The sequence below is a fragment of the Leisingera sp. F5 genome, from assembly GCF_001593695.1.
On the sequence record NZ_LUKH01000115.1, the window covers coordinates 1 to 5,853 of the forward strand.

Sequence of the window (5,853 nt, forward strand, 5' to 3'; positions counted from 1 at the left end):
AGCCCACGCTGGCCCGGCGTCGTCGGCTTATACGACTTGAGTGCCATGCTTTCTGTCTTCCGTTTAGCGTGCAGGCCCTTAGGTTTTTGTCTTTGGACCCGCTATGTGTAAGCCCCCCGCCCGCTTGCCTCCTGTGGAGACGCACTACTAGGGTGGCCGATGTATAGGGCCCCGAAGGTCCCAGAGTTCGAACATCCTGACAAACGTAACAACCCCGGAACGAATCCGGGGTCTTCAGGATTGGTGCGGCTTAGCAGAGTCGTGGAGAGGTGGCAATCACATTTATTCTCAGGAAACCCTGCGCGCCGACGTCAAGGATCCATAGAATAAACTTTAACCCATTTTCAAGAAGTTGACCTCAAAGTAGCGCGCGCCTTCTTTAGCATAGTACTTCTCAATTCGAACTTTGTACTTCGTACCATCGTCCTCTGTTCCAATGTAGCAAGTGTTTCCGTGTACACATGCTTCTCGTCCGCCACCGACGAATTCAAATACAAATCCGTTTGTATAACCTGCCGATTTTATTGAGGACCACAAGACGGAGGGCTTCCAGCAGAACTCTTGCCCATACTTAAATTTAACAGTGAATTGTGATGGCATCGATTGAAGGTAAATGCAGTCTTTTTCGACAAAGTGTATCCGGCGTTTAGTTGCGACAGGAACACCTTCGCCGCTTTTTGCAGGCAGTGAAGAAAGCTTGGCATTAACAAGCGTCAAAACCTCCCCCTCCAGCTGGCCTTTAAGCGCCGCAAACAACCTCCGAACGCGCTCTTCCGAAACGCCGCTGTTCTCCCCAGCTGGCAGTTCAGCAATCCACCGTTGGAATTCATCAGTAAGATCAAGTTTCACTTGCTCAACGGCTTTGTTCAGAGCCATCCGATCAACGCCACCGCCTGCGGTCTTGGGCAGATTTTCAATCTTCACGGAAAGGGCCTCAAAACGCTTCTCAAGCTCCCGCATCGCCATTTTATTTAGTTCACTGCCGTGAACCAATGCCTCTTTGCGAAGGGCTTCCTGCTCCCGCCTGACTTCAGTAAGAACAGAGCTTTGGCGCCGCTCGAAAGCGTCAAGCTGCCTTTGCTGAGCAGTCAACTGCTCTCTCAGAACGGTAAAGGCTTCGTTCGCCGAAACCGCCTTATCAATGCTGCCTTGGTTCAATGCTGCCAGTACACCGACAACACTGCATGCGCCACCAATGGCACTGGCCATTAAGTTGGTTCGATTGAAAATTGCTCCAAAGAAACTCATCGAATAATCCTGGAATAGAATTGCCTCGCTGAAATACAAGCTTATGCAAGGATCAAATGCAACCTGACAAATTCCTGCAAAACAACAATCGCTTTTGCCAATCTCACGTTGCCGCAGTCCAACCTGCAAGCCCCGCCAACAGGAACACCACCAGCCAAAGCACCGCCCCATGGGGGCGGGTCATGCCGGAGGCATGCTTTCAGCATGACGCTAGCGCGGCGGGATGCGCCCTATTGCGCCTCAAGGAACCGGCTGGCGTCCAGAATGGTGTCAGTCAGCCCTTCGAAGAAGCCGGGAAAACTGATGTCCACCAGCCCAACTGATTGCTGTGCATCATCGGGGGCAGCGTCCTGGCTGGTGTTCACGGCAAACTTGGACCCCGGAGTATTCAGCAATTCCCGGTAGCTCGCCCCCTTGCCGTGCTTCAGAACGTTGATCACCAGATAATACTGATGGACCCTCCCGGCGAGATCGGTTTGCCCGGATTGCGACAGCAGGGCTGTCAATTTCCGCGAAAACGGCCCCCGCCTGAAGTGGTGCTGCATCCGCGCCTCGAACAGAGTGAAGATATCGACCGCTTGCGCCTCCAGCGCAACCGTGGCCGCGCGAAGCTCCTCAACCCGGCCGTCAGGGGTTTGCGCCGCCATGATGCGATCCTCAAGCGTCTTGGCATTGGCCCGCGCCGCCGCGACCAGTTCAGGTAAACTCTGTGAAGGTTCCATCAGTCATTCTCCTTAAGGCCCCCCCTCCCATACGCTATAGCGCGGGGAATGATAGTGCCGGGGCGCCGTTTTTGAACGCCGCCCGTTGCGCAGGCAGCGCACGCATGGGTTCGCGGATCTTAACCGCCAGCGGCTATTAATCAGCGGACGGAATTCACCAAGGGACCCGCCATGCAGACATGCCTGCCCTGCGCATATGAAAAAGGCCCCCGCTTGCGCGAGGGCCTTCCAAAGTCTCAAAAAGGCAAATCTCAGAGTCCGGTGGACACGTCGATGGTGTTGCCTTCTTCCAGGGTCACATAGGCTTTTTTGACGTCTTTGCGACGGCCCATCTGGCCGCGGAACCGCTTGACCTTGCCTTTGGTGATGGTGGTGTTGACCGCCTTCACCTTGACGCCAAAGAGAGCCTCAACAGCTTCTTTGATCATCGGCTTGTTCGAGTCGATTGCCACCTCAAAGACCACTGCGCCGTTTTCGGACGCCATGGTGGTTTTCTCGGTGATGATCGGCTTGCGGACCACATCGTAGTGTTCTGCTTTAGCGCTCATTTCAGGCGAGCCTCCAGTGCTTCGACACCTGCTTTGGTGATCACCAGGATGTCACGCTTCAGGATATCATAGACGTTTGCGCCCATTGTCGGCAGGATATCCAGACCTTCAATGTTGCGCGACGCTTTCAGGAAGTCTTCGTTGACCGAAGAGCCGTCGATGACCAGCGCGCGTTTCCAGCCCAGGTTTTTCACCTGTTTGGCCAGAGCGGCGGTTTTGCCTTCGGAGGCTGCATCCTCGATGATGACCAGCTCGCCCGCTTTTGCCTTTGCGGACAGCGCGTGGCGCAGACCCAGCTTGCGGAACTTCTTGGTCAGATCGTGGCCGTGCGAACGGACAACCGGGCCTTTGTAGATACCGCCCTTGCGGAAGATCGGCGCGTTGCGGTCACCGTGGCGTGCGCCGCCGGTGCCTTTCTGGCGATAGATCTTCTTGGTCGAATAGGAGGTCTCCGAGCGGGTCTTCACCTTGTGGGTGCCGGCCTGCGCGTTGTTGCGCTGCCAGCGGACCACGCGGTGCAGGATGTCCGCACGCGGCTCCAGGCCGAACAGGTCTTCGGACAGCTCGATGTCGCCGGACTTGCCGCCGTCGAGTTTGATCACGTCAAGTTTCATGCTTCACCACCTTCCGCGGGGGCTTCAACAGCCGGTGCATCGGTTGCAGCCGCTTTCAGACCGGCCGGGAACGGCAGACCTTCGGGCGCTTTCTTCTTCACGGCGTCCTTGACGGTGACCCAGCCGGATTTCGGGCCGGGAACGGCGCCTTTGATGAAGACCAGGCCGCGGTCGGCGTCGGTTTTCACCACTTCCAGGTTCTGGGTGGTCACGCGGGCAGCGCCCATGTGGCCGGCCATCTTCTTGCCTTTGAAGACTTTGCCCGGATCCTGACACTGACCGGTGGAGCCGTGCGAACGGTGCGAGATCGACACACCGTGCGTTGCACGCAGGCCGCCGAAGTTGTGCCGCTTCATGGCACCCGCGAAACCTTTACCGATCGAGGTGCCGGTGACGTCCACTTTCTGGCCAGCCAGGAAGTGTTCGGCCGAAATCTCGGCGCCGACTTCGATCAGGGCATCTGCGGGGACGCGGAATTCCACCAGCTTGCGCTTGGGCGCAACCTTGGCTGCGGCGAAATGGCCGCGCATGGCTTGCGACGTGCGCTTTGCCTTGGCGGAACCGGCACCGAGCTGAACGGCAGTGTAGCCGTCTTTGTCATCGGTGCGCTGCGCAACAACCTGCAGGCCGTCCAGCGACAGAACGGTCACAGGGATCTGCTTGCCGTCTTCCAGGAACAGCCGGGTCATGCCGACTTTCTTTGCGATAATACCAGAGCGCATATTCATTACCCTCCGATCTTACGACTGCAGCTTGATTTCGACGTCCACACCAGCGGCGAGGTCGAGCTTCATCAGCGCGTCCACGGTCTGGGGGGTCGGATCAACGATGTCGAGCAGGCGCTTGTGGGTCCGGATTTCGAACTGGTCGCGCGATTTCTTGTCAACGTGGGGGCCACGCAGAACAGTGAATTTCTCGATCTTGTTCGGCATCGGGATCGGGCCACGAACCTGAGCGCCGGTGCGCTTGGCTGTGTTGACGATTTCCTGCGTGCTGGCATCCAGTACGCGGTAATCGAATGCCTTCAGCCGAATGCGAATGTTTTGGCTTTGCATTACATCTGCCTTTATTGAGGCGTTGAGGTTGAGAGGAGGGCCTGCGACCACCGCGAAACCCTCATCGAACCCAAAAGGCGGGAATCACCCCGCCCCTATCCGCACATAGCGAACCTGCGCGCTATACGCCTGATGCAGCAGTGTGGCAAGGGGTTTCGCGGCGAAACGGTTGCGTTTGGGGCGTACGGTGGGTTTGGAGTTTGTTTGGGAGTGTTAAGGGTCGGTTACGCGGACAGAGCGGAGACTGAGCACTGCACTCATCGGCGGCAACGCGGGACTTTGCTGACGTTCGAGTCGGCGGCTGCAAGGTCGGCAACTTCCCCTTTCCACCATTCCAACGTAGATGTATCCAGTTCCCGGTATACCCGTGGGCCACCAGAGCATAAAATGCATTTTTACTCCGAAGCTAAGCGACTACTTTGGTTTCACTTAGCAAACCTTATGATATCCATACCGGTTGCGCTTGTACTTCCCTTGAGCATTTCTGGCTTCAACATGGCTTACCCATTGTTTTCTTTGAAAGTAATCGCCCTTCTCTACTTCAACGAGTTTCCTTCGAAGAAAGACCCATTCAGCGTTGCGTTCTTTGCCATCGCTTGTGTTGAGATCGCTTTATTGTTTCTTACGGGTTCCTTTTCTTTCTTTACCTTCTTGTTCTGACGCTTGTGATTGGAGCGGGAGCTTCCTGCGTATCGCGGTTCTGGCGCTGCGCAGCATCGGTTGAAATGGGCTCCTTTTACACATACGCTGCATTCAGAACAAACGCCTGCTTTCGTGAAATGAGCCAAACCAGCGAACTGTCATTCCGTTAGTCTGATCAATAATGCGAAGAGAGCGCGCCTGACCGGGGCCTGCGGCTTTGTTCCGGCTGGCTCAGGTTTTCCAATAGCAGAAAAAGGGCCGCTCTTTCGAGCGGCCCTTTCGCAAAACAGTTCTGAGTGGCTCTCGGCGATTTTCCTTTGGAAAACCGCCTCCCGCCACCAGACGGCAAAGCCGTCTTACTCGGTGATTTTCGACACAACACCGGCGCCGACGGTGCGGCCGCCTTCGCGGATGGCGAAGCGCAGGCCGTTTTCCATCGCGATCGGGGCGATCAGTTCAACGTCGAACTTCAGGTTGTCGCCCGGCATCACCATCTCGGTGCCCTCAGGCAGGGTCACGGTGCCGGTCACGTCGGTGGTGCGGAAGTAGAACTGCGGACGGTAGTTCGCAAAGAACGGCGTGTGACGGCCGCCTTCTTCCTTGGTCAGGATATAGGCCTCGGCTTCGAACTTGGTGTGCGGGTTCACCGATTTCGGTGCGCACAGAACCTGGCCGCGCTCAACGCCGTCACGGTCGATGCCGCGCAGCAGGGCGCCGATGTTGTCGCCGGCTTCACCGCGGTCCAGCAGCTTGCGGAACATTTCAACACCGGTGCAGGTGGTGGTTTTGGTGTCGCGGATACCAACGATTTCGATCGAGTCGCCAACGTTGATCACGCCGCGCTCAACCCGGCCGGTCACAACGGTGCCGCGGCCCGAGATCGAGAACACGTCTTCGACCGGCATCAGGAACGGCTGGTCAACAGCACGCGCCGGGGTCGGGATGTATTCGTCAACAGCTGCCATCAGCTCTTTGATCTTCTCTTCGCCGATTTCAGGCTTGTTGCCTTCCATTGCGGCCAGAG

Annotated in this window: 7 protein-coding genes; all 7 read right to left on the reverse strand. The window is 56.9% G+C overall.

Features of this window, described 5'->3' with window-relative positions:
- Positions 1–333 precede the first annotated feature (333 nt).
- A complete protein-coding gene (locus A2I95_RS25110; protein WP_291734302.1) occupies positions 334–1,248 on the reverse strand; it encodes a hypothetical protein in 915 nt (304 codons plus the stop codon).
- A 230-nt stretch (positions 1,249–1,478) separates the two neighbouring features.
- Positions 1,479–1,970 carry a hypothetical protein gene (locus A2I95_RS25115; RefSeq protein WP_291734303.1) on the reverse strand — a complete coding sequence of 164 codons (492 nt, stop codon included), beginning with the start codon at positions 1,968–1,970 and terminating at the stop codon, positions 1,479–1,481.
- A 251-nt stretch (positions 1,971–2,221) separates the two neighbouring features.
- Positions 2,222–2,518, reverse strand: a complete 297-nt coding sequence (locus tag A2I95_RS25120) for a 50S ribosomal protein L23 (RefSeq protein WP_024088533.1) — start codon at positions 2,516–2,518, stop codon at positions 2,222–2,224.
- Positions 2,515–3,132 carry a 50S ribosomal protein L4 gene (gene rplD, locus A2I95_RS25125; protein ID WP_259989305.1) on the reverse strand — a complete coding sequence of 206 codons (618 nt, stop codon included), beginning with the start codon at positions 3,130–3,132 and terminating at the stop codon, positions 2,515–2,517. Before rplD ends, A2I95_RS25120 begins: the two co-directional genes overlap by 4 nt.
- Entirely contained in the window at positions 3,129–3,854 is a 726-nt protein-coding gene (rplC, locus tag A2I95_RS25130) for a 50S ribosomal protein L3 (RefSeq protein WP_027257340.1), read from the reverse strand. The genes rplD and rplC overlap by 4 nt, the downstream gene beginning before the upstream one ends.
- A gap of 18 nt (positions 3,855–3,872) precedes the next feature.
- Positions 3,873–4,187, reverse strand: coding sequence for a 30S ribosomal protein S10 (rpsJ, locus tag A2I95_RS25135; RefSeq protein ID WP_019298501.1), 315 nt, complete (start codon positions 4,185–4,187; stop codon positions 3,873–3,875).
- Positions 4,188–5,185: 998 nt separating this feature from the next.
- Positions 5,186–5,853 (reverse strand): EF-Tu/IF-2/RF-3 family GTPase (locus tag A2I95_RS25140; RefSeq protein ID WP_291734310.1); only part of this gene is annotated, 668 nt, incomplete at its 5' end.

What these genes read in the sequence shown, in the direction of transcription:
- A2I95_RS25110 (WP_291734302.1), bottom strand. Translation starts at nt 1,248, where the DNA reads ATGAGTTTCTTTGGAGCAATTTTCAATCGAACCAACTTAATGGCCAGT.
- A2I95_RS25115 (WP_291734303.1), bottom strand. Translation starts at nt 1,970, where the DNA reads ATGGAACCTTCACAGAGTTTACCTGAACTGGTCGCGGCGGCGCGGGCC.
- A2I95_RS25120 (WP_024088533.1), bottom strand. Translation starts at nt 2,518, where the DNA reads ATGAGCGCTAAAGCAGAACACTACGATGTGGTCCGCAAGCCGATCATC.
- rplD (WP_259989305.1), bottom strand. Translation starts at nt 3,132, where the DNA reads ATGAAACTTGACGTGATCAAACTCGACGGCGGCAAGTCCGGCGACATC.
- rplC (WP_027257340.1), bottom strand. Translation starts at nt 3,854, where the DNA reads ATGCGCTCTGGTATTATCGCAAAGAAAGTCGGCATGACCCGGCTGTTC.
- rpsJ (WP_019298501.1), bottom strand. Translation starts at nt 4,187, where the DNA reads ATGCAAAGCCAAAACATTCGCATTCGGCTGAAGGCATTCGATTACCGC.